Source organism: Henriciella marina, from assembly GCF_027213945.1.
Lineage (GTDB): Bacteria > Pseudomonadota > Alphaproteobacteria > Caulobacterales > Hyphomonadaceae > Henriciella > Henriciella marina_A.
The window spans coordinates 905,062-924,696 of the sequence record NZ_JAPWGW010000001.1; the positions used below are offsets into that span (position 1 = coordinate 905,062).

The following is a 19,635-nucleotide window of genomic DNA, read 5'->3' on the forward strand; positions in this document are numbered from 1 at the left end:
CTATTTCCAGCGTTTCCAGAAACGCACCTTCGGCCGAGCGACTGGACGCGCCCGCTGCAGCACATCGGTGCGTACACGGATCATGGCGGCGGCCAGGTGAATTTCCCAGAGGAAGCTGCCTGTCGCGGTGATGAGCGCGCCCATCGTCATGATGAAAAGGACCGAGACCGGGATGCCGACGCTCAGATTGAAGAGCTGGCCGGTGAACAGCGTCACGATGACAAGACAGATGAGCAGCATGGCAGCGGTCGACAGCACAATCGCCCGGTTGATCCAGGAAATGCGCCGGTCGAGCAGGATGATTTCAGCACGCCAGCGCGGATGGCTTTCCATTGCGCCCTCGACCATCAGCTCATTTTCCAGGGCGCGGGAGCGGTCAACCGTCCGGCCGAGCCGGTTGGTCAGCACCGTGAGAAGCGCACCGATACCCGCAATCAGGAAGACCGGCGCGACGGCCAGTTCAATACTGTGAACGATATCGACGTCGACGTTTTCCATGACGAGCCTGATTTGGGCCGTGGGCCCCGGTTGCTAGATGTAGCCTTCTTCGAGAAGGTCCTTGGTGTGAATGATGCCGACCGGCTTTCCATCATCAAGGACGAAGCCGTTCGAGATGCGGAGCTTGGTCATGACATCGACGACCAGGGCGATACGATCACCTTTTACAAATGTCTTGCCGCCGCGTGTCATCATTTCGCGCGCTGTGCCGGCTTCGCTGGCGTCCTGCATGTAGCGGCGAAGGTCGCCATCGGTGATGATGCCGATATAGCGCCCGTCCGCATCAACAACAGCAACACAGCCCTGACGCCCTTCGGCAATCGCCTGAATTACGTCCTTGAGGCCTGCATCCTCGCTGACCACTGGCGGACTAGCATCGCGTGACATGAGATAGTCGGCCACCGTGTGAAGCGCCTTGCCGAGCTTTCCGCCTGGGTGACGTGCGCCGAAGTCTTCCCGGCTGAAACCGCGCCGCGCCATCAGGGCTACGGCCAGTGCGTCACCCATGACAAGCGTCATCGTAGTCGACGATGTGGGCGCAAGACCGTTCGGGCAGGCCTCCTCATGCTCCGGTAGCGCAAGCAGAATATCGGCATTGCGGCCAAGCAGGCTGTCAGCCGACCGCGTCATCGCGATGAGTGTCACATTGTGGGAGCGGCAATAGCGCAGAAGATCGATCAACTCGCGGGTTTCGCCGGAATAGGAGATGGCGAGGACCACGCTGTCGGGGCGCACCATGCCAAGGTCGCCATGGCTGGCCTCGGTCGGGTGAAGGAAGAAGGACGGCGTGCCGGTCGAAGCCATGGTCGCGGCGATCTTCTGGCCGATATGGCCAGACTTGCCGACGCCGGCGACGATGAGATAGCCCGCGCAGCCGACAATGGCATCGACGGCGGCAGAGAAGTTCGCATCAAGGCTGCTGGAGAGCGCGTCCAGCGCCTCGCGTTCGATCTGCACGACGCGGCGGGCGGTCTCGATATCTTTTTCCGGTCCAGATGACATGTGCCGTCTCTCCAATGTTCGCGTTGCCCCTTTGCTCAGGGGCGGCGCCTATTCCGGTTCAGCGAAGCCCCAGCCGTCCGGCTTGTAGCCACGGGCGAGCGCCATCTTGGTGGTGCGTTCCTCATGCAGCCAGATATCCTGCGGTGTAAAGGGGATCGGCCCGATTGAGGCGGCGACCTCATTTACGTTTTCCGCTTCGCCCGGCTGGTAGCCGAAGGTCTCGAGCGCCTTCTCAAATGCCGCGCGGCGGGCTTCTTCGCCCTCAATCGGCACGAAGAAGAGGTCCAGCATGATCTCGCTATGCGGCTTGACGCCCTTGGTGTCGCGCAGCTGCTCGCATGTGTAGACCGTCTCGGCCTGTTGCTCGGTGAAGTTCCAGTCTGCTTCGTCCATAGTCCTACCTCGAATTTCCTGCGCGCCTTATGGCAGAAACGGCCTTGTCAGCGAAGGCGGGCAACCCAGCGCCAGCAGCTGCGTTACTGGATAGCGAAAGCTATCGCCACCATAAAGCAGAAGGCAGGAAACGGGGACGCCGTAGACATGGCTGTTGAGAATGTACTTGTGCCGGGAAAGACCTGTCAGCGTATAGAAACCGCAGACAAGCTTCGCATCATCCTGGAAGGGCGCGACTATTTCAGGGCCGTCAAAGAGGCGATGCTGAACGCCGAAAAGACGATCATGATGATCGGATGGGATTTCGACACGCGTATCGAATTTGAACCCGATGAGCAGACGCTGGACGGCCCGAACCAGCTTGGCGAATTCCTCTCCTGGCTCTCGACCGAACGCGAGCATCTGCAGCTCTACATGCTGAAATGGGATGTCGGGGCGATGCAGTCTATCATGCGCGGCATGGTGCCGATCGCGCTGCGGCCCATGCGGTTCAGTGACAACTTCCATTTCCATCTCGATTCGACGCACCCGGTTGGCGCGGCGCACCATTCCAAGATTATTGTCATCGACGACCAGATGGCTTTCTGCGGCGGCATCGACATGACGGCAGGGCGGTGGGACACGTGCGATCATCTCGACGACCAGCCCTGCCGCACGCTGCCCGGCGAGAGCGAGATGCCCAAACCCTGGCACGATGCGACGGTGGCTGTGTCTGGCGACATTGCCTGCGCGCTTGGCGATATCGCGCGCGAGCGTTGGCTGCGTGCCACGGGTGAGAAGCTGTCGCCCCCGCAATGTGACAATGATCCGGTCTGGCCGGGCCTTGATCTGACCTGGAACAATGTGCCGGTGGGCGTCGCGCGGACTTTCCCCGGCTTTCAGGATTTTGATGAGGTTCGCGAGGTCGAGGCGCTGTATCTGAAAGCGATCGCGCGGGCCAGGGACACGCTCTACATCGAGAGCCAGTATCTGGCCTCCGCGACGCTGGTCCATGCAATGACCGAACGCTTGCAGGAAGAGGACGGCCCCGAAATCGTGCTGGTCCTGCCGCGCAATGCCGAAGGCTGGCTGCGCCAGAAGGCGATGGACGGGGCACGGGTGCGCATGCTGGAGCATCTCTGGGCGCATGATCACTATCACCGGTTTGCCGCCTATTACCCCGTCACCGCCAGCGGGGAACCGATCTATGTGCATGCGAAGGTTCTGATCCTCGATGATGTGCTGGTCCGCGTCGGGTCCTCCAATCTCAACAATCGCTCCATGGGCTTCGACACTGAAACAGACCTCGCTATCGAAGCGGCGCACTGCGATGACCCAGGTGCGATCCGTGAAAGTATCGGGGGTCTTCGCAATGGGCTCGTGAGCGAACATCTCGGTGTCAGTGAAGACGCGCTGAAACAGGCGATCTTTGCAACCGGCGGCTCGCTGATCGGGGCGATTACCGCGCTGAAAGGCGAGGGCCGGTCCCTGCGGCTCTTCGAACAGTCAGAGATCAACGGCGAAGCCAATATCCTCGCCGAGAATGAGTTCGCCGACCCGGAAGAGGTTGGCGGAGGCCTGGCAGAGCGTCTGGTGAACGGTGTTCGCGACCTTGTGGGCAATGTGGGAGGGTCCTGAGTTTGATCCTCGCTTTGCGGTGGATTGGCTCGGGGCTGCACCTTCTCCCTTTTCCCGGATGCGGGAGAGGGGGAGTCTCTCGCATCGACCTTATCCTGCACCAGAAACGCCATGCGGGGCATCCCGCTGGCGGTACGCTTGCAGTTTCGCCCTTGTGACAGGGCCGGGCGCGCCATGGATCGACGCTGATAGGTAATGCCAGCCTTTCGGCGTGGCTGTAGAGCGCCGGTCAGTGGCGCGCCCTGCGAAGGATTGCCCGCTCGTTTGACGCGGGCCGCCCAGAGGACTCAGAAAGGCGAGCCGTCGCCTGACTGGACAAGTGGATAGCGCGGACCGCCATTGGCAGGGCCGTTAGTCCCATGCCGGCAGCACTCGTCTCCTTCGCACTCCACTCACGGCCAGCAATTGCCATCCATGAGCCCTCCCGCTTTGCCGAGAACCTGCCGGGGTCTTTCCGGCTGGCGTCGGCATCGCGAGAACCATCACCACCCGGTCGGTCCGGACCGCCCTGTCTGGTGATGGGATGCGTGGATTATGGATCAGGTTCGTGGGGGTGGGGACGGATTGGTTTTGTCGCACAGATGACGCCTTTCGGCGTCATCCCGGTTTTCGCGAAGCGAAACACCGGTACCTAGTGAACCACGCGCAACGCCCGCAAGCTGGTTCCCGGATATTTGCTTTGCAAATTCCGGGATGACGCCACGCGGGTGGTGTGCGTGATCTAGGCGGGGTGGTGAGCGCTCCCTTCTCCCACCGGGAGAAGGGCCGGGGATGAGGGGGAGCAGCGTTTCGGCAAGCGCGGCATTTGCTGTGATGCTCCGCGCATCTCGTCACTGAGGGTGTTCCGGGGGCAGCAAATGTTGCGCCCCCTCACCCCTGCCCCTCTCCCAAGGGAGAGGGGAAAAGCGCTTCTTTCTAAGTGATAAGGATACTGAAGCGCCCCGACCGGACAGATACCGGCGCAAAAAGGTATCCGTGGCGCGATGCTGGACACGTGCAAACCCACACAGCCGATCATTCCCGCAAAGGCGGGAATCTCGTGCAGCTAACTCCGAACACAAATTGAATTAGATCCCCGCCTTCGCGGGGATGAGCGGTCGTCTTTGGTCAGGCGTTAATTCCCGCCTTCAACCAGCCGCCGTGCGATCACCATGGCCTGCACTTCGCCGGCGCCTTCGAAGATGTTGAGGATGCGTGCGTCCTGGAGCACACGAGACACCGGATATTCCAGCGCGAAGCCATTGCCGCCGTGGATCTGGACGGCGTTGTCGGCGGCGGCCCAGGCGACGCGGGCACCTAGCAGTTTGGCCATGCCTGCCTCGAGGTCGCAGCGCTTGCCGCTGTCCTTCTGGCGGGCCGAATAATAGGTGAGCTGGCGCACACCGATCAGTTCAGCGGCCATCATGACAAGCTTGTTGGCGACGCGCGGAAACTCAAAGATGGAGCGGCCGAACTGTTCGCGGTCGATGGCGTATTTGAGGCCAAGCTCAAACGCGTTCTGTGCGACGCCAATGGCGCGGGCGGCGGTCTGGATGCGGGCGCTTTCAAAGGTCGCCATCAGGTGGCGGAAGCCCATGCCTTCGGTTTCGCCGAGGAGGTTGGCGGCAGGAACTTCGAACTCATCGAAGCTGATCTCATACTCTTTCATGCCGCGATAGCCGAGGACTTCGATCTCACCGCCGGACATGCCGTCGGCGGGGAAGGGGGTCTCGTCATCGCCGCGCGGCTTTTCAGCCAGGAACATGGAAAGGCCGGAGAAATTATTGGTCGCAGGGTCCGTGCGCGCGAGCACGGTCATCATGTCGGCGCGGACCGGGTGCGTGATCCAGGTCTTGTTGCCGGTGATCTTGTAAGTGTCGCCGTCCTTGACTGCACGGGTCTTGAGTGCGCCGAGGTCAGAGCCGGTGTTCGGCTCAGTGAAGACTGCCGTTGGCAGGATTTCACCAGAGGAAATGGCTGGCAGGAATTTCTGCTTCTGCGCGTCGGTGCCGCCGATCAGGATGAGCTCTGCTGCAATCTCGGAGCGTGTGCCAAGTGAACCGGTGCCGATATAACCACGGCTCAGCTCTTCGGAGACGACGCACATGGCCGTCTTGTCCATGCCGAGGCCGCCAAACTCTTCAGGGATGGTGAGGCCAAAGACGCCGAGCTCTGCCATCTCTTCGACGACGGGCATCGGGATGTACTCATTTGTCAGATGCCACTCATGGGCATGCGGCACGATCTTGTCGGTGGCGAACCGGCGGAACTGGTCGCGGACCATGTTGAGCGTTTCGTCGAGACCGGTCTCTTCCACCGTGGCGCGCGACAGGGCGTCGGGCAGGTGTTTTGCGGCAGCAGCCATGACCTCGGTGGTCTTGCCTTCGGTGAGGAAGCGCCGGACGGCCGGTTTAAACAGGCGCTGCATGCCTTCCTTGGAGACGCCGATATCTGCCGGGCGGATGATCTCGCCCTGGTTCATCGGGATGCCGCCAATCAGCTGGGCGCAATATTCCGAGAAGAGGATCTGGGAGAGAAGCTGTTCGATCTCACCGAACTTGCCTTCGGCTTCCATACGGTCGGCCCAGTCAGCCGTCTCGCGCAGCGTCTCGACATAGGTGATGACCCAGGCAAGGCCGTGGGCAGAATGCTGGTGATGGTCGAGCAGCTTGCGGTCGACCTTGCCTTCAGGGGCGAGACGGTCTCGCATGGCAGCGGTTGCGTCCGCGCCAAAGGCTTCGAGGCTGACCACCGCTTCCTTCATCGCAGGAAGCAGGCCGTCCATTACAGGCGAAATCTTTTCTGCGGCTGTACCGTCCATTTTCTATCCCTCCGGGCGTCTCTTGCGCCATGTATCTATCGCACCGGGGCGCATTTGACACAAATTTTGCTGCGGCGCAGCGACATTTATTGCCGCAGGGGCAGCTTATGCCTTTTCAGCGGAAGGTTCAAAAGTGATGTCGAGCGCCTCGCGTGCCGCATCGATGTCCTTCAGCGTCTGTTCGAACAGGCTCCAGTCGTCGGCTTCTGCAATCGGGGCCCAGATCGCCTCGACTTCATCATAGAGAAGAGAGACGGGTTTCTCCCGCTGCCAGTAGGCGTGAGACAGGCGTTCGGGGCGATCGGCTGCGCGGGCGAAGAGCCCCTCTCTCACGGGGGCGAAGCCTGCGCCTTTATACATGTCTGCGATCGGGCTGCTTGCGGCACGCGCCTCGCTCTCCTTGCCGCAAAACCAGTCAAAGAAGACCTGCGGCCACGGGGCGCGCGTTTCCGACATCCAAGTGTAGAGCGCCTGCAGCCAGACAAGGTCGTCATGTAGCTCGCCTGAGGACTGCAGGCCGAAGAGTTTGAGGTTATGGCTGGCAAGCGCGGCCTGATAGGCGGGTTCATAAGCCTGAAGCGCTTCGCCGAGCGGGTCAGTGTCGCAGACAGGCGTCATGGCGATGGCAAGTTGCTGCAGCGCCCATAGCCCTTGCGTTGGCTGGCGGCCGAACCGGTAAAGGCCCTGCTGGTCGAAATAGGCGGCGGTGAAGTTCGGGTCAGACTCCGGAAGGAAGCGCCAAGGGCCGTAATCGAAGCTCTCACCGGTGATATTGAAATTGTCGGTGTTCATTACCCCGTGGACGAAACCGGTCGCCATCCACTGGGCGACCATGCGGGCCGTCTGCTCTGTTATGCGGTGCAGGAGGGCCGGCGCCATGACGGAAATGTCTTCGTCGAGGGCGTCTGGATAATAGACCTCACAGCAATAACGGATGAGGCGGGCGAGGTCCTCTGTCTCGCCAAGTGAGGCGGCGCGCTGGAACGTGCCGAACCGAATGTGGCTGTGAGAAAGGCGGGTGAGCACGGCGCTGCGGGCAGGCGAGGATTCATCATTGCGGGCGAGCTCTTCGCCTGTTTCGATCAGGCTGAACGGTTTGGACGTCTTTACGCCGTGCGCTTCAAGGTATTGCGCGGCGAGAACTTCACGGACCCCGCCCTTGAGCGTGAGGCGGCCATCACCCTGCCGCGACCAGCGCGTCTGTCCTGAACCTTTCGTGCCTAGGTCCAGCAGTCGGCGCTGATCGTCGCGAAGCTGCGCAAACAGAAAGCCGCGCCCATCACCAAGCTCCGGGTTGTAAACGCCGAACTGGTGGCCGTGATAACGCATGGCGAGCGGCGTTTCGATATTGTCCGAAAGCGGATCGAATTTTGCGAAGTGTTTGATCCACTCATCTGGCGTCAGCTGCCCTAATCCGACGCGCTGATCCCAGCGAGTGTTGCGAAATCGCAACACGGACATGCGAAAGTGCGCGGGTTCTGCTGCGTCTGCGAAGGCGTCAGCCAGGGCGAGGAAAGCGGGCGCGGCCTGATAATTCATGGCGGCCTGATGACAGTTTTTGTCGGGTGCAGCAAGCAGCTGAGGCAAAAATGACCCTGCGGAAGGCAAAAGCGTGAAAGTGAATACCAGGCAGGCTTACCTATAGAGAACTATCAGAACTGATAGCTGTCGAAGTGATCAGGTATTTATGCCGCACTGCAACACCGAATTGCGATTGAATTCGATTTCCAAATCAGCAGAGATCGACGGGAATCCGCCGCCAAAAGAGCGGATCGTCCAGTATTTGGGAGGAAACGACACATGAAAACTACGAACAAGTGGCTGCTTGCAACGTCGGTGTTTGCGCTAAGCGCAGCCGGTGCTGCATACGCCCAGGAAGACGGAGATGACGACACACTGCGCCAGCAGACCGTCACCGTCACGGGGTCTGCGATTGCCGGTACGCCGGAAGACGCCGCCCTGCCTGTCGATGTTCTTACAGCTGGTGATCTCCAGCTCGAAGGGTCACCCACCATCACCGAACTGATCCGCAATCTTGGCGTGTCGTCCGGTACAGACAGCCAGACCAACCAGTTCGCCTCGAACGGCCTTGAAGGCACGTCGAACATCAACCTTCGGGGTCTTGGCCCGGCCCGGACGCTGGTCCTGATCAATGGCCGTCGTCAGACTTTCCACCCTTACGCGATCGGCGAGCAGGCACAGCTCTTCGTCGACACCAACATGATCCCGACCGCCGCTGTCGGCCGGATCGAGGTGCTCAAAGACGGCGCTGCCGCGATTTACGGTTCTGACGCCATCGCTGGCGTTGTGAACTTCATCACCCGTGACGACTTCGAAGGCTTTGAGGTCGGCGGCGACTACTCAACATTTGAAGGCACGGACGGGAACTACAACATCAATGCCACTTACGGTCTCCAGGGCGAAAACTGGGGCTGGGTAACGTCTGTTGGTTACAACAAGCGCAGCGAAGTCTCGCTGCTCGAAAAAGACTGGGCAATCGTGCCGTTCAGCGAGAACCCTGTTGGTGGTTGGTCTTCCCTGTCCAACCCCGGCTATTATGTCCCGCTCGGCTTTACCGGCACGGGCGTCGGTCCGATCGCCGGTGCGGTTGGCGATAATGGATGTACGGATGTCGGCGGCATCGTCGTTGGCACATGCCGTTTCCAGTTCACGCAATTCGACAACCTCGTTGAAGAAGAAGAACGCTACCAGGTTTTCTCTGAGTACAATCGCGAGTTCGCGAATGGCGTGAACATGCACCTTGAGGCGCTCTATGGTTACTCGGACGTGCCTGAGTGGAAGACATCACCCTCCTACCCGCCACAGGTTCTGACCAATCAGGTGGTGCCAGCTTCCCATCCGGGTTTCGCCCAGTACAGAGCTGACAATCCAACGGCATTTCCTGCGGGCACACTGGCTGCACTCTATATCGGCCGGTCATTCGGTTGGGGCGGTTTCCCCGGCACGGGCGGCGCACAGGAAGGCTTCCGGACCTATGAGAGCTATCGCCTCGGTGGTCAGTTCGATGGTCAGTTCTCAAACGGTGTGAACTGGGATACGGCGCTTACCTGGTCGCAAACCGAAGGTGAGCGGATTACCAATGATACCTACATCAACGGTCTGACTATCGCGCTTCAGGGCTTTGGTGTCTGTGGTGACGCCAATACTGGCGCGATCCCGGCGGGTGCAGTCGCGGGCCAGGGCGATTGTGAATATTACAATCCATTCTCCAATGCGATCCAGGCAAGCGCCATCACAGGCCAGCCTAACCCGAACTATGTGCCGGGTCTTGAGAACTCCGCAACGCTTGCGAACTGGATGACCGACGGTGTCGGCTCAGTCGTGACCACTAATCTGACGGTCTTTGATGCAACCTTGTCGGGCCTTAGCGGTGTTCAGGCTGCTGGTGGCGAGATCGGTTGGGCTGCTGGTGTCCAGGTCCGTCGGGAGAGCTATGAAGTTGACCCGAATGAAGTAACTGACCTCACTCAGAACCCGGGGCCAGGCGGAACAGGTCCGTTCTCCTTCCTCGCAGGCACAACGCCGTTCGATGAAAGCCAGACCATCTATGCTGCCTTCGGCGAACTTCAGGTGCCGCTCTTTGAAGACGTCGATATGCAGTTTGCTGTCCGCTATGAGGACTATGGTGGCGATGTCGGCTCGACCTTCGACCCGAAGGTTGCTGCAAAGTGGCAAGTGAGCCCATCGCTCGCACTTCGTGGTTCGGCCCAAAGCTCGTTCCGCGGCCCGACGCTGAACCAGCTGTCCGGTCAGGTCACCACGCTGCAATTCGTTGCACCGACCAGCGCGTTCAAAGCGGTTGACCAGTTCGGCAACCCACAGCTGGATCCGGAGTCGGCCTTCAGCTTCAACATTGGCGCCCTGTTCGACAATGGTAATGGTTTCACAGCTTCGGCTGACTATTACAATTTCGACTTCCAGGACCCGATCATTGTTGAAGATCAGGCATCAATTGTTGGTGCAGCCCTGGCGGCCATTGCGGCAGGCGATCAGGACGCTGGGATCCTTAGCCGGATCACCTTCACCGACAACAATAGCAACGGCATCAACGAACCGAATGAAATTGCCCGTATCACGACAAATGTCGTGAACGGTCCGGACATTCAGACGTCCGGTATCGATCTTCGTGCTGAGCAGGTCTGGGACGCAGGCCGGGGTGAGTTCACCCTCGGCGGCGAAGCGACTTACGTCTTCGAGTATGACGTGGACGACTTCCAGATCGAGGACGCCATCATTCCGGGTGGTGACCGCGTCGATCAGTTCAACAGATCGAACTTCTCGCGTTCCCTGCCGCAGATCAAAGCGAACCTGTTTGCCAACTATATGTTCGGCAACCACAACATTCGTGGCGTGATGCGGTACATCGACTCCTATGACGATGAACGCGGTGATCTTACGGGCAATGGGAGCTCGGACATCGACAGCCAGACGACCTTCGATGTCTTCTACACCTGGCGGTCGGACTACGATCTCGATCTTGGTCTTTCGGTGGTCAACGTCACCGACGAAGACCCGCCATTCGCCCAGTTCGACCTGAACTATGACCCGTACACGCACAATCCGTTTGGCCGGACTTTCAAGATCAGCCTGACGAAGCGTTTCGGCGGCAACTAGGCTGGGTTTCGAAACTAAAGAAATCGGGGGAAGGCGGCACTTCGGTGCCGCCTTTTCTGCATTCGGGTTTGAGGTTTGAATTCCGCGCTGGAGACGGTAGGCCTTCTGTCGAGATTAGCGTTCAGGTGAAGGGGCCGCGCAAATGACCAAAACCGTGCTCGTAACCGGCGGGGCTGGCTATGTCGGTAGCCATAGCTGCAAGGCTTTTGCTGAGGCTGGCTGGAACATCGTGGTCTATGACAACCTCTCGCGGGGCTGGCGGGATTTTGTCCGCTGGGGTGATCTGATCGAGGGGGACCTGCACGATACGGCTAAGCTGACCGAGGTCCTGAGAGACGCGAAGCCGGACGCGGTCGCGCATTTCGCGGCCTTTGCTTACGTCGCCGAGTCGATGAAGCAGCCGGAAATCTACTATCAGAACAATGTGGCAGGCACGCTCAGCCTCCTTGAAGCAATGCGCGCCGCTGATGTGCGCAGGCTTGTCTTCTCATCGTCCTGTGCGACCTATGGCGTTCATGAAGAGCTGATCACCGAAGAGACACCGCAGGCGCCGATCAACCCCTATGGCGCGTCCAAGATGATTGCGGAGCGCATGATTCAGGATTTCGGCATGGCGCATGGGCTGAAGTCGGTGATCCTTCGCTATTTCAATGCAGGCGGCGCAGACCCGGCGGGCGAGATTGGCGAACGTCATGATCCCGAACCGCACGTTATTCCGCTGGCCATTATGGGCGCCATGGACGGCACCTTCACTTTCACGATCAATGGGACTGATTTCGACACGCGCGACGGCACGCCTGTTCGCGATTATGTCCATGTCAGTGACCTTGCAGACGCGCATTGGCGCGCGCTCGACTATCTGGATGCAGGCGGCGAGAGCGATGTCTTCAATCTCGGGACGGGCCGGGGTGTGTCAGTCAGCGAGCTAGCGGACGCCGTCTCGCGCGTTGCTGGCAAGCCTGTCCCGCGGCAGTCCGGCGCCCGGCGTCCGGGTGACCCGCCATCACTTGTTGCCTCTGCTGCCAAGGCTGAGCGCGTTCTGGGCTGGCGCCCGGAGCGTTCAGATATTGATACAATCCTCGAGACGGCCTGGGCCTGGCACCAGAAAGACAATCACAAATCCCGTCCTGACAATTAGGCGGTGACCGGCGACACGTCCCCATAGACGATGAAATGCGGGTTGTCGTAACCGCGCTCGCGCTTGCCATAGCGCAGCGGCGCACCGTCTTCGGTGAGGACCACAGCGCCTGCGGCTTCGGCGACGGCCTGACCGGCGGCGGTGTCCCACTCCATTGTGCGGCCCATGCGGGGATAGAGGTCTGCCTCACCTGCGCCGAGCAGGCAGAATTTGAGCGATGAGCCAGCAGAGATGATCTCGTCGACCTTGAACTTCTTTAGGAAGGCATCGGTCTCTGGTGAGCGATGGGACTTGGACGCGATGGCTGTGACGCCGGCGTCCGGGCATTTGCGGATATGCAGCGGGCGGCGCGCATCTTCTGACGGGACCGGCGCGCCCGGTTTCACGTCAGCCTGCCAGGCGCTGTCAGGTCCGTCGGCAACGAACAGACGGTTGAGCGCCGGGGCATAGACGACGCCCATGACAGGCTTGCCATGCTCGATAATGCCAATGTTCACGGTGAACTGGCCATTGCGGTTGATGAATTCGCGCGTGCCATCCAGCGGATCGACGAGTGCGAAGCGGTGGCCGTGCTCCGGTATCTTGCCGGCGGAGACGGACTCTTCGGCGATGACCTTGAGGTCAGGTTCTGCCGCTTTCAGCCCGTCGAGGATCAGGATTTCAGCCTTGGCGTCGGCTTCGGTGACAGGGGAGGCGTCATCCTTTCGCTCGACATCAAAGTCGGTGGAATAGATGTCCATCACCAGCTTGCCCGCGTCGAGCGCAATGCGCGCCAGCTGTTCGCCTGTAATCCTCGTCATGCCGTCTCCTGTAGGGCGGGAATCTCGGTCCGCGGCGCTTATGCCCATGTTTCAGTAGCCGCGCAAATGCGCTGCGCGATATTCATCGCGTCAAAGGCGTGGCGGCTCGTTCCATGATGCAGGGACGCGCTGCCGGTCACGGCCTCGATGAATTCTGAAAGCTCCTGGTCGGCAAAGTCGACCCGCTCGAACTCGGTGACTGTTTCGTCCGGATTGGGGAGATCCTGTCCGCTCTCATCCTGTATGAGCTGGGCGTGGATCAGCATTTCTGGCCCATAGTCCTCCAGACCGGGAAGGTGCCCGTCCAGCCAGACATAGCCGCGCTCATAGCCAAGCTCGAGCCGGAAGGTCTGGCGCCAGGAGGTGGCTGAGGCGTGCAGCTGCGCGATCGCGCCATTGCCAGACTTCAGCATTGCGAAGAGGTTGGCATTTCCGCCGCGCCCGTCCGGGCACATGGCTTTGACGCTTTCGAACGGACCAAAGAAGACGTGCAGCAGGTCCAGCATATGGATGCCATGCCCCAGCAGGACGCCGTGTTTTTCAGCGTCGGGGCCAGGATAGCCCGCATGCCCATAGATGGCGCGTGCGGTCAGCAGCTCGCCATAAGGCTGCGTGCGCACCAGGTCTTCAGCCGCGCGAACGCTCCCATGATAGCGCAGCGAGCAGCCAAATTTCAGAATGGCGCGGCTCTTGGTTTCGGCTTCGCGCAGATTGATAATGTCCTCAACCGTAAGCCCGCCGGGAAGCTCACTGAGGACATGGACGCCGGCAAGAAGCGCGCGCCTCGCGGCTTCCGCTGCCTGCTCTGCCGGAAGGGCGAGGATCAGCGCATCCACCTGTTTGCGGTTGAGCAGGCCCGACCAGTCCGAGTCAGAGAAGCGCGCGACCTGCGCGGCTGAAAAGCTGCGGACGATACGCGCAGTCTCGCTGGCTTCGACCGCCTTCAGGCGCTCGACAGCTAGGGGACTTTTTCCAAGGATTGCGAAACGCAACGCTTTCATCAGCGGGGCCTCTGGACCGGCAGAAACAGGCTCTTCGGGTAACCAGTCCGCAGGCGCGCGGCAACTCTCCGTCTGCGGCTCAGGGGCGGATATTCCAGTCGCTGAGGGTGAGGTCGCCTGCCTCGTCAAGGCTGAAGACGCCGTAGGCACCCGTCTTCAGTTTCAGATTCTCATGCCGGGCACTATCGGGCTTCAGTCCGGCGGCCGTGAGCGCGAAGCGGGCGATGCCATTGCTCGTCACGATCAGGACCGGACCGTCGCTTGCGGATTTGGCGAGCTTGGCGAACAGGCTCTGCCACTGGCCTTCAATCGCGGCCGGGTCGAACCGCCAGCCGGGCGGGGGAACGGCATCCCGCTCCCACGCATCGAGCGCGTCCTGACCGATGCGGGCGATGACGGCGTCTTCGGGCTGGTTCTCATCGGGGCCGTAATCGATCTCGCGCAGGAAATTGCCGATCTCCAGCTCTGGCGGGTTCGCCTGCGCCGAGAGGATGGCGTCAGCGGTCTGGCGGGTGCGTTTGAGCGGGCCAGCGATGGCTTGAGCAAACGCAATGCCTTTCTCGCGGAAATGAGCGCCAAGCGCCGCGGCTTGGACCTCTCCTGAGTTGGAGAGCGCAAGGTCGGTGCGGGCGCCGACGCGGGTGACGGTGTCGCCTTTGTCGAATGTGTTGCCGTGGCGAACGATATAGAGCGTGCGGGCCATTAGCGGGGCGCCTCCATCGGGTCGCCGCTCCGGGCGATGAGGTCTTCTGCAAAGCGGGCATCCTCTGGCGTATCAATGCCCCACATGGCATTGGCGCCGGGCTCGACCGCGACCGTCATGATGCTCATGCCGTTTTCGAGAAAGCGGAGCTGCTCAAGTCCCTCCAGTTCTTCATAGTGGCCGACCGGCAGGGCAGAGAAGCGCTCAAGCGCGGCCATGCGGAAACCATAGAGCCCGATATGACGGAAGACCGGTGAGAGTGGCTCAGCGGCGCGCAGCTTCCCTTCTTTACGGATTGCCGGAATGATCTGTTTGGAAAACCACAGCGCCATGCCGTCTTCGCGCCTTATGCAGCTTGTGCCGCTGAAAGGCTCACGTGTCTTCTGGTCGCGGATGGTGTCGAGGGCCGCCCAGTCGAGCTGGACGACAGGTGTGACGACATCGGCGGTCGTGGTGGTGGCGGCCTCGATCAGCGCGCTCAGATAGGTCGGCGGGGTGAAAGGCGCGTCGCCTTGAAGGTTCAGGATGAAGTCTGGCGCCTCATCCTGCGCGTGGGCGGCAGCGAGGGCGCGGTCTGTGCCAGATGGCAGCTCCGGATCAGTCATCACGGCGGGTGCGCCAATCTCTGCGGCATGGTCCATGATGGCATGGTCGTCCGTCGCGATGACATAGGACGTGTCTGAGCGGGCCGCAGCAACGCGCGCGGCGACATCGGCCACGCGCGACACCAGCGAATGGCCCGCAATCTTGTGCAGGGGCTTTGCCGGGAATCGGGTCGAGCCGATCCGCGCCGGGATGACGATAAGTGTCTTCATGGGCCTGCTGCCTCTGAATTTCCTGCCTGCGGTCTGCGCGGGAGAGGGCGTTTCGTCAAGCTTCGCACTTTGCCTTGAAACGGCGCAAGTTTAGTAAACACCGTGTCTGACTTGACCGTCCCTGTATTGTTGGCTTGAGACGTGCTTGTTACCTAGCCGCGACCTGGCCACAAACCGGACTAATCATGACGACACTGACCCATCTCGACCGGCTCGAAGCCGAGAGCATCCATATCCTGCGGGAAGTGGCCGCCTCGATGCAGAACCCGGTGATGATGTATTCCATCGGCAAGGACAGTTCTGTCCTGCTGCATCTGGCGCGCAAGGCGTTCTATCCCGGGCCGATCCCGTTTCCGCTTCTGCATGTCGATACGACCTGGAAGTTCAAGGAGATGATCGCGTTTCGCGATGCGCTCAATGATGATCCGCAGACGGAGCTTCTGGTTCATATCAACCAGGAAGGTGTCGAGCAGGGCATAGGGCCGTTCACCCATGGCTCTGCGGTCCATACCGATGTGATGAAGACGCAAGGTCTCAAACAGGCGCTCGACAAGTACAAGTTCGATGCCGCGATTGGTGGGGCGCGCCGCGACGAGGAAAAGTCGCGCGCCAAGGAGCGGATCTTTTCCTTCCGGTCTGCCCAGCACCGCTGGGACCCGAAGACCCAGCGCCCGGAGCTCTGGTCGCTCTATAATGCACGCATCAAGCCCGGCGAGAGCGTACGCGTCTTCCCGATCTCCAACTGGACCGAGCTCGATATCTGGCAGTACATCTACCAGGAGAATATCGATCTGGTGCCGCTTTATTTCGCCGCTGAGCGCCCGGTCGTGGAGCGCGATGGCATCATGGTCATGGTCGATGATGGCCGCCTGCCACTTGAGCCCGGCGAAGAGCCGATGATGAAGAAGGTGCGGTTCCGCACGCTCGGCTGCTATCCGTTGACCGGCGCGGTGGAATCCAGTGCCTCGACCGTCACAGAGATCATCGAGGAAATGCTGCGCACCACAACATCTGAGCGCGAAGGCCGCGCCATCGACAAGGATGCGCCTGCCTCCATGGAAATGAAAAAGCAGGAGGGCTATTTCTGATGGACGGATACGCAGCCCCGGATTTCGCGAATATCGAGGAATATCTCGACAGCCAGCTGAAGAAGTCGCTCCTGCGCTTCATCACCTGCGGCTCTGTCGATGACGGCAAGTCGACGCTGATCGGCCGGCTCCTCTACGAGTCGAAGATGATCTTCGATGACCAGCTCGCCTCGCTGAAGAATGAGTCGAAGAAATTCGGGACGCAGGGCGAAGAGATCGACTTCGCGCTGCTGGTCGATGGCCTCGCCGCAGAGCGTGAGCAGGGCATCACCATTGATGTCGCTTATCGCTTCTTTGCCACTGAGCGGCGCAAATACATCGTTGCCGATACGCCCGGCCATGAGCAGTACACCCGCAACATGGCGACCGGCGCATCGACCGCAGACCTCGCCATCGTCATGATCGATGCCCGCAAGGGCGTCCTGACCCAGACCCGCCGCCACAGCTTCATTGTCTCGCTGCTCGGCATCCGCAATGTGGTGCTTTGCATCAACAAGATGGACCTTGTCGGCTATGACCGCGATGTCTTCGATAAGATCGAGGCAGATTACCGCGCGTTTGCCGCTGACTTCGGGTTCGAGAACATTCAGGCGATCCCGGTTTCTGCGCTGGCGGGCGATAACATCGTCGACCATAGCGAGAACACGCCCTGGTATGACGGCCCGCCGCTGATCGAATATCTCGACACGGTCGAGATCGCCTCAGACGTCAAGGATCAGCCTTTCCGCATGCCAGTGCAGTGGGTGAACCGGCCAAACCTGGATTTCCGCGGCTTTGCGGGGCAGATCCTGTCAGGCTCGCTCAAACCCGGTGATGGCGTGCGCGCTCTGCCGTCTGGCAAGTCCAGCAAGGTCGCCCGTATCGTCACCATGGGCGGCGACCTCGATGAGGCGGTCGAAGGCCAGTCGGTCACGCTGACACTGGAAGATGAGATCGATGTGTCGCGCGGCGATGTCCTCTGCGCAGACAAGCAGCCGGCCGAAGTCTCCGACCAGTTTCAGGCGACGATGCTCTGGATGTCCGACAGCGCCATGCTGCCCGGCCGCTCCTATGTGATGAAGATCGGCGCGCGTGAGTGCCAGATGCAGGTCACCGAACAGCGCTACCGGATCGATGTGAACACGCGCGCCCATGAGGCGGCCAAGACGCTGGACCTCAATGAGATCGGCATCGTCAATATCGCTCTGGACCGCGACGTCGCGTTCGACGCCTATCAGGACAATCGCCGGATGGGCGGGTTCATCGTCATCGACCGGATGACGAATGAGACGGTCGGTCTTGGCCTGATCAATTTCGCGCTCCGCCGCGCCTCGAATATCCATCGCCAGTCCATGGATATCGGCAAGGAACTTCGCGCGTCCATGAAAGGCCAGAAGCCGGTCATGCTGTGGTTCACGGGGCTTTCGGGCGCTGGCAAGTCGACTGTGGCCAACCTTGTTGAGAAGCGCCTCGCCGCCATGGGCAAGCACACTTACACGCTCGACGGCGACAATGTCCGCCACGGCCTCAACAATGACCTTGGCTTCACCGATGCCGACCGGGTGGAGAACATCCGCCGGGTGGGTGAGGTCGCCAAGCTCATGCTGGATGCAGGCCTCATCGTGCTTGTGTCGTTCATCTCTCCGTTCAGGGCTGAGCGCCGGATCGTGCGCCAGATGGTTGAGGATGGCGAGTTCTGGGAAGTCTTCGTCGATGTGCCGCTGGACGTCGCCGAAAGCCGCGATGTCAAAGGCCTCTACAAGAAGGCGCGCGCCGGCGAGATCAAGAACTTCACCGGCATCGACAGCCCATATGAGGCCCCGACCGACCCTGAAATCCACATCGACGCCGACAGGCTGAGCCCCGAAGCGGCCGCAGATGTCGTCATCGCGCGGCTGGAGCAGGCAGGGCTGATCGGAAGTTAGAAACCGCTGAAGAGCGTTTGAGCTTCCAGATCCGCGTCACGCTCGATGAGCTTGCTCATCTGAGCGTCCAGCTCCTAACCTGCAAGGCTGCTTGCTGGGGAGGGGGCAGGTGATGGACCCCCAGATGAACTGCGTTCATCGGGGGTGACGGCACCACTGCTGTTCTATTTCCCGCCCGAAAGGCGGGTGCCCGGGGCTGGATATGGCCGGGCGCGCCAGACATGCGGGCGCCTGCGGCTGAGCGTGATCGGGCTCCAGTGCATGGCACGCGAAATCTGCCAGCTAGAGAGTTTCTTCTCGCGCTGGACCTTGCTGCGGGCCTTCATCGTGTCGCCAAATCGTCCGAACGCTTCGGCAAGGCCGCGCCGGATCGACTTGGCGCGCGGCTTGCCTAAAGCTGAAAGATAGAGATACAGCGTCAGCAGGATATGGCCCGGCATGCTCGCGATGAGCAGCAGAAGCGGGGTGTTCTTCAGATAGGTGGTCAGCCGGTTGCGGGTGCCCTGGCGCACGGTGAAATCGCTGCGAAGGCCCGTAATGGCGCTGCCATGATGGCGCACGATGGCGCGCGGCACGAAGATGCAGCGCTCGCCCGCAAGGCGGAGGCGATAGCCAAGATCGACATCCTCACAATAGCAGAAGAAGCTTTCATCGAAGCCGTCCGCGCCGAGAAAGATGTCCTTGCGGATCATCGCCGTCGCGCCGCAGGGCGAGAAACACTCGCCTTCCTCTGGCAGGTCGCTCGCCTTGGCGCCAAAGCCGCCGCGCCATGGAAAGCCGAAGACGGAATAGCAGTCGCCCGTCCCGTCGAGGCGGTCAGGGTCTTCCGCGTCAAACTGGGCGCTCGCAAACTGCGTTACATCCGGATAGCGCTGCGCGGCATCGGCCAGCGTCTCAAGCCAGTCGGCGTGTGGTTCTGTGTCGGGATTGAGCAGGATCAGCCAGTCGCCGACCGCGACCTTGGCGGCGACATTATTGCCGCCCGCAAAGCCTAGATTGTCGTCCATGCGCATGAGGCGCGCGCCATTTAGGCCGGAGAGGTCCAGCCGGTCGGCAGAGCCATCGGTCGAGGCATTGTCCACCACCAGCACTTCGAGCGGCTTCAGCGTCTGTGCCTTCAGGTGGTCGATTGCGGACTGGATGAGGTCGCCGCCATTATAGTTCACGATGATGATGCTGGCGCGGAAAGGCGATGCGGCAACCAAGGTCTGCTACTCCAGTCAGGCAAGCCAGATCATGGT

16 protein-coding genes are annotated in these 19,635 nt (G+C 60.8%); 6 read left to right on the forward strand and 10 right to left on the reverse strand.

The annotated features are described in order from the left end of the window. From O4G74_RS04665 to O4G74_RS04675, 3 genes are read right to left on the reverse strand one after another with little or no spacing between them, the layout of a single operon-like run. Nucleotides 1-498: a DUF2721 domain-containing protein gene (locus O4G74_RS04665; protein ID WP_269401486.1), complete on the reverse strand. Its 498-nt coding sequence runs from the start codon at nucleotides 496-498 to the stop codon at nucleotides 1-3. A 33-nt stretch (nucleotides 499-531) separates the two neighbouring features. Beyond that, complete coding sequence (locus O4G74_RS04670) at nucleotides 532-1,500, reverse strand: KpsF/GutQ family sugar-phosphate isomerase (RefSeq protein ID WP_269401487.1); 969 nt, start codon at nucleotides 1,498-1,500, stop codon at nucleotides 532-534. A gap of 48 nt (nucleotides 1,501-1,548) precedes the next feature. Next, complete coding sequence (locus O4G74_RS04675; RefSeq protein ID WP_269401488.1) at nucleotides 1,549-1,893, reverse strand: hypothetical protein; 345 nt, start codon at nucleotides 1,891-1,893, stop codon at nucleotides 1,549-1,551. A 147-nt stretch (nucleotides 1,894-2,040) separates the two neighbouring features. On the opposite strand from O4G74_RS04675, the gene O4G74_RS04680 reads away from it, so the two are divergent. Both O4G74_RS04680 and O4G74_RS04685 read left to right on the forward strand, forming a co-directional pair. Then, on the forward strand, nucleotides 2,041-3,510 hold the full coding sequence (locus O4G74_RS04680) for a phospholipase D-like domain-containing protein (RefSeq protein WP_269401489.1): 1,470 nt from the start codon (nucleotides 2,041-2,043) through the stop codon (nucleotides 3,508-3,510). 359 nt (nucleotides 3,511-3,869) lie between these two features. Beyond that, on the forward strand, nucleotides 3,870-4,145 hold the full coding sequence (locus O4G74_RS04685; protein WP_269401490.1) for a hypothetical protein: 276 nt from the start codon (nucleotides 3,870-3,872) through the stop codon (nucleotides 4,143-4,145). Between the two features lie 479 nt (nucleotides 4,146-4,624). Here the strand turns inward: O4G74_RS04685 and O4G74_RS04690 are convergent, their stop codons facing one another. Next, nucleotides 4,625-6,310: an acyl-CoA dehydrogenase family protein gene (locus O4G74_RS04690; RefSeq protein ID WP_269401491.1), complete on the reverse strand. Its 1,686-nt coding sequence runs from the start codon at nucleotides 6,308-6,310 to the stop codon at nucleotides 4,625-4,627. A 105-nt stretch (nucleotides 6,311-6,415) separates the two neighbouring features. Beyond that, a complete protein-coding gene (locus O4G74_RS04695) occupies nucleotides 6,416-7,849 on the reverse strand; it encodes a protein adenylyltransferase SelO family protein (RefSeq protein WP_269401492.1) in 1,434 nt (477 codons plus the stop codon). 261 nt (nucleotides 7,850-8,110) lie between these two features. On the opposite strand from O4G74_RS04695, the gene O4G74_RS04700 reads away from it, so the two are divergent. Further along, nucleotides 8,111-10,945 carry a TonB-dependent receptor domain-containing protein gene (locus O4G74_RS04700; protein WP_269401493.1) on the forward strand — a complete coding sequence of 945 codons (2,835 nt, stop codon included), beginning with the start codon at nucleotides 8,111-8,113 and terminating at the stop codon, nucleotides 10,943-10,945. A gap of 142 nt (nucleotides 10,946-11,087) precedes the next feature. Further along, complete coding sequence (galE, locus tag O4G74_RS04705; protein WP_269401494.1) at nucleotides 11,088-12,083, forward strand: UDP-glucose 4-epimerase GalE; 996 nt, start codon at nucleotides 11,088-11,090, stop codon at nucleotides 12,081-12,083. Here the strand turns inward: galE and cysQ are convergent. The 4 genes from cysQ to O4G74_RS04725 form a co-directional block, all read right to left on the reverse strand. Continuing rightward, a complete protein-coding gene (cysQ, locus tag O4G74_RS04710) occupies nucleotides 12,080-12,883 on the reverse strand; it encodes a 3'(2'),5'-bisphosphate nucleotidase CysQ (RefSeq protein WP_269401495.1) in 804 nt (267 codons plus the stop codon). The two genes, galE and cysQ, sit on opposite strands and share 4 nt — an antisense overlap. A 38-nt stretch (nucleotides 12,884-12,921) precedes the next feature. Continuing rightward, on the reverse strand, nucleotides 12,922-13,884 hold the full coding sequence (locus O4G74_RS04715) for a Gfo/Idh/MocA family protein (protein ID WP_269401496.1): 963 nt from the start codon (nucleotides 13,882-13,884) through the stop codon (nucleotides 12,922-12,924). 79 nt (nucleotides 13,885-13,963) lie between these two features. Continuing rightward, nucleotides 13,964-14,587: a histidine phosphatase family protein gene (locus O4G74_RS04720; RefSeq protein WP_269401497.1), complete on the reverse strand. Its 624-nt coding sequence runs from the start codon at nucleotides 14,585-14,587 to the stop codon at nucleotides 13,964-13,966. Next, nucleotides 14,587-15,402, reverse strand: coding sequence for a 3-deoxy-manno-octulosonate cytidylyltransferase family protein (locus O4G74_RS04725; RefSeq protein WP_269401498.1), 816 nt, complete (start codon nucleotides 15,400-15,402; stop codon nucleotides 14,587-14,589). The genes O4G74_RS04720 and O4G74_RS04725 overlap by 1 nt, the downstream gene beginning before the upstream one ends. A 185-nt stretch (nucleotides 15,403-15,587) precedes the next feature. Between O4G74_RS04725 and cysD the strand changes: the two genes are divergently transcribed. Together cysD and cysN are read left to right on the forward strand one after the other, a co-directional pair. After that, a complete protein-coding gene (gene cysD, locus O4G74_RS04730; protein ID WP_269401499.1) occupies nucleotides 15,588-16,490 on the forward strand; it encodes a sulfate adenylyltransferase subunit CysD in 903 nt (300 codons plus the stop codon). Continuing rightward, nucleotides 16,490-18,394: a sulfate adenylyltransferase subunit CysN gene (cysN, locus tag O4G74_RS04735; protein WP_269401500.1), complete on the forward strand. Its 1,905-nt coding sequence runs from the start codon at nucleotides 16,490-16,492 to the stop codon at nucleotides 18,392-18,394. The genes cysD and cysN overlap by 1 nt, the downstream gene beginning before the upstream one ends. A gap of 164 nt (nucleotides 18,395-18,558) precedes the next feature. Here the strand turns inward: cysN and O4G74_RS04740 are convergent, their stop codons facing one another. Further along, on the reverse strand, nucleotides 18,559-19,599 hold the full coding sequence (locus tag O4G74_RS04740) for a glycosyltransferase family 2 protein (protein ID WP_269401501.1): 1,041 nt from the start codon (nucleotides 19,597-19,599) through the stop codon (nucleotides 18,559-18,561). Nucleotides 19,600-19,635 lie beyond the last annotated feature (36 nt).

Excerpts from the sequence above, each read along its gene's own strand:
- O4G74_RS04665 (WP_269401486.1), bottom strand. The coding sequence starts at position 498 with ATGGAAAACGTCGACGTCGATATCGTTCACAGTATTGAACTGGCCGTC.
- O4G74_RS04670 (WP_269401487.1), bottom strand. The coding sequence starts at position 1,500 with ATGTCATCTGGACCGGAAAAAGATATCGAGACCGCCCGCCGCGTCGTG.
- O4G74_RS04675 (WP_269401488.1), bottom strand. The coding sequence starts at position 1,893 with ATGGACGAAGCAGACTGGAACTTCACCGAGCAACAGGCCGAGACGGTC.
- O4G74_RS04680 (WP_269401489.1), top strand. The coding sequence starts at position 2,041 with ATGGCTGTTGAGAATGTACTTGTGCCGGGAAAGACCTGTCAGCGTATA.
- O4G74_RS04685 (WP_269401490.1), top strand. The coding sequence starts at position 3,870 with ATGCCGGCAGCACTCGTCTCCTTCGCACTCCACTCACGGCCAGCAATT.
- O4G74_RS04690 (WP_269401491.1), bottom strand. The coding sequence starts at position 6,310 with ATGGACGGTACAGCCGCAGAAAAGATTTCGCCTGTAATGGACGGCCTG.
- O4G74_RS04695 (WP_269401492.1), bottom strand. The coding sequence starts at position 7,849 with ATGAATTATCAGGCCGCGCCCGCTTTCCTCGCCCTGGCTGACGCCTTC.
- O4G74_RS04700 (WP_269401493.1), top strand. The coding sequence starts at position 8,111 with ATGAAAACTACGAACAAGTGGCTGCTTGCAACGTCGGTGTTTGCGCTA.
- galE (WP_269401494.1), top strand. The coding sequence starts at position 11,088 with ATGACCAAAACCGTGCTCGTAACCGGCGGGGCTGGCTATGTCGGTAGC.
- cysQ (WP_269401495.1), bottom strand. The coding sequence starts at position 12,883 with ATGACGAGGATTACAGGCGAACAGCTGGCGCGCATTGCGCTCGACGCG.
- O4G74_RS04715 (WP_269401496.1), bottom strand. The coding sequence starts at position 13,884 with ATGAAAGCGTTGCGTTTCGCAATCCTTGGAAAAAGTCCCCTAGCTGTC.
- O4G74_RS04720 (WP_269401497.1), bottom strand. The coding sequence starts at position 14,587 with ATGGCCCGCACGCTCTATATCGTTCGCCACGGCAACACATTCGACAAA.
- O4G74_RS04725 (WP_269401498.1), bottom strand. The coding sequence starts at position 15,402 with ATGAAGACACTTATCGTCATCCCGGCGCGGATCGGCTCGACCCGATTC.
- cysD (WP_269401499.1), top strand. The coding sequence starts at position 15,588 with ATGACGACACTGACCCATCTCGACCGGCTCGAAGCCGAGAGCATCCAT.
- cysN (WP_269401500.1), top strand. The coding sequence starts at position 16,490 with ATGGACGGATACGCAGCCCCGGATTTCGCGAATATCGAGGAATATCTC.